This is a genomic window from Streptococcus sp. GMD4S (genome assembly GCF_000296955.1).
Window position 1 is genome coordinate 1 of record NZ_AJRE01000015.1, and the last position, 2471, is coordinate 2471.

General features: G+C 39.9%; 1 protein-coding gene. It reads left to right on the forward strand.

Translation table 11 applies throughout. The features are described 5' to 3' along the window. A partial coding sequence (locus GMD4S_RS00160; RefSeq protein ID WP_000313649.1) for a GbpC/Spa domain-containing protein occupies positions 1-2471 on the forward strand: 2471 nt, incomplete at both ends.

Here is a 2471-nt window from a genome sequence, read left to right on the forward strand (position 1 = left end):
AAGCCAAGCTAAGGCTGGTTCTAAAGACTCAGCTTTGCCAGTAGAAGTATCATCAGCTGATTTGGATAAAGCAGTTGCTGATGCAAAATCTGCAGGAGTTAAGGTAGTTCAAGATGAAACAAAAGACAAAGGAACAGCCACAACTGCTACAGAGAATGCTCAAAAACAAGATGAGATTAAAAGCGACTATGCTAAACAGGCTGAAGAAGTAAAGAAAACAACTGAAGCGTATAAAAAAGATGTTTCAGCTCATCAGGCTGAAACAGATAAAATCAATGCTGAAAACAAAGCAGCGGATGACAAGTATCAAAAAGATCTAAAAAGTCATCAAGAAGAAGTTGAAAAAATCAACACTGCCAATGCAACAGCTAAAGCAGAATATGAGGCTAAGCTAGCACAATATCAAAAAGATTTAGCAACTGTCAAAAAAGCAAATGAAGATAGTCAACAGGATTATCAAAATAAACTTTCAGCTTACCAGACAGAATTAGCTCGAGTACAAAAAGCTAATGCTGAAGCTAAAGAGGCTTATGATAAAGCAGTAAAAGAAAACACTGCGAAAAACGAAGCGCTTAAAGCTGAAAATGAAGCGATTAAGCAACGTAATGAAACTGCCAAAGCGAATTATGAAGCCGCGATGAAGCAGTATGAAGCAGATCTTGCAGCTATTAAGAAAGCTAAAGAGGATAATGATGCTGATTATCAAGCTAAATTAGCAGCTTATCAAACAGAATTGGCACGTGTTCAAAAGGCTAATTCTGATGCTAAAGCTGCTTATGAGAAGGCTGTTGAAGAAAACACAGCTAAAAACAATGCTATCCAAGCTGAAAATGAAGCGATTAAGCAACGAAATGAAACAGCCAAGGCAACTTATGAGGCTAAAATAGCACAATACGAAAAAGACTTGGCAGCAGTCAAACAAGCGAATGCAGCTAACGAAACAGACTATCAAACTAAGTTAGCGGCTTATCAGACAGAACTAGCTCGCGTTCAAAAGGCAAATGCTGATGCTAAAGCAGCTTATGAGAAGGCTGTTGAAGACAACAAGGTAAAAAATGCAGCGCTTCAAGCTGAAAATGAAGCGATTAAACAACGTAATGAAACTGCAAAAGCAACTTATGAAGCGGCGATGAAGCAGTATGAAGCTGATCTTGCCAAATATAAGAAAGAGTTGGCTGAGTATCCGGCTAAGTTGCAGGCTTATAAAGATGAGCAGGCTAAAATTAAGGCAGCTATGGCTTTAGCAGAATCAAAGAAGAATGAAGATGGAAACTTGAGTCGCCCAAGTGCTCAAAGTTTGATTTTCAAATCGGAGCCTAATGCTGAACTTTCATTGACTACAACTGGTGAATTTGTTAGCTATACTGGCATGGAAGCAGCTGTGAAGAATACTGCAGAATTTGCCAATAAACTCTTCCAGTTGGATAACTTTAAAGTAACAGACATTCAAAATGCTAACTACCAGACAAACAAACAGGAAAGCTTTGGTACAGTCGGTAAGTATTCTGAGTACAATTCAAATGTAACAAGTGGTAAGGGACCAACTGAATGGTCTTCAGTCCTGCTGAAACGAGGTCAGTCTGCAACAGCAACTTATACGAATCTTCAGGGGACTTACTATCAAGGGAAAAAAGTTTCTAAAATCGTCTATACTTATACTCTTGATCCTAGTTCCAAGTTCCGCAATGATAAGGCTTGGTTGGGAATTTTTAAAGACCCAACGATGGGGGTTTTCGCTTCGGCTTATACTGGTAATACAGAAGATGCTACCTCTCTCTTCGTTAAGACTGAGTTTCAATTCTATGATGAAGATGGTCAAATTATTAATTTTGACAAGGCCTTGATGTCTGTAGCGTCTCTTAACCGCGAAGCAAACTCAATCGAGATGGCTAAAGATTATACTGGGAATTTCATCAAAATTTCGGGTTCTTCAGTTGGTGAAAAGAACGGCCAAATTTATGCGACAGAATCTGAAAACTTCAAAAAAGGAGTTGGTGGTTCCCGCTTCACCATGTATAAGAATAGTCAACCAGATTCTGGTTGGGATAATGCAGATGCACCAAACTCTTGGTATGGTGCGGGAGCAGTGGAAATCTCAGGTCCTTCAAATAGTATGACTATCGGAACAATTTCGTCTTCAGAAGTGTTGGGACAGCCTGCAGCGAATGATCCACGTAGAGCAGAGAAATTATCTCCCAAAAAGCCAAATATTTGGTTTGCGATTAACGGAAATGTTCGAGCAACTAATTTGCCAACCATCACATTAGAAAAACCAACTCCGCCAGTAGAACCAACTGCACCACAAGCTCCTACTTATGAAGTAGAGAAACCACTGGAACCAGCTCCAGTAGTACCAAACTACGAAAATGAGCCAACTCCACCGGTAAAAACTCCAGATCAACCGGAGCCATCAAAACCAGAAGAGCCAACATATGAGACAGAGAAACCATTGGAACCAGCTCCAGTAGCAC